This is a genomic window from Bacteroides sp. An269, assembly GCF_002159755.1.
Taxonomy (GTDB): Bacteria; Bacteroidota; Bacteroidia; order Bacteroidales; family Bacteroidaceae; genus Phocaeicola; species Phocaeicola intestinalis.
In genome coordinates, this window is the sequence record NZ_NFJG01000268.1 from 1 (window position 1) to 559 (window position 559).

Annotated in this window: 1 protein-coding gene; it reads right to left on the minus strand. The window is 51.5% G+C overall.

All coding sequences use genetic code 11. The features are described 5' to 3' along the window. On the minus strand, positions 1–536 hold a 536-nt coding region (locus B5F71_RS19680), incomplete at its 3' end, for a fimbrillin family protein (RefSeq protein WP_206423879.1). Positions 537–559 lie beyond the last annotated feature (23 nt).

The window sequence follows — 559 nt, forward strand, 5'->3', positions numbered from 1 at the left end:
ATGCAGTGTTTAAGAATTTTTTCGCTGAAGTCAACGCCTTCGCCCTCCAAAAAATTGAACTTGACGAGGCTCATGCAGTGCTTGAACGCATGCTCGCCGGTGAAGCTCACCGTCGGGCTGCTGGTGCTGCCCGTGGCTCCCGAGGCGAAAAGGAAGTCTATTTCGGGGCCCTGACCGTATTGATCGGTGTTGACTGACACGATTCCATTCTGCAATTCGCTGTCCTCCCTATACGGGTAGTAGGCGCTGAAGGTCTTCGTTTCGGTGTCATTGAAATAGATGGTTGTACCCTTGGGCCCGAACTGGCCGTTCTCTCTCACGTAGGGCACGTTGGTGATGTCTTCGCTGTTGATGCCGATACAGTCGTTGTCGGTAAAGCCGGTCCCCTCCGAATTGACGCGGGTGGATACGGCCTTATAGATGTCGGCGGTGAACTGTGCGGCTACGGGGCCGTCGTTGTTCAAAATCTCATTTTCATTGTTGCAGGCGGCAAGTGACAATGCCAGCACTGCGAGTGCAAAGTGTTTAGTCTTCATTTTATTCATTGTTAATTGTTAAT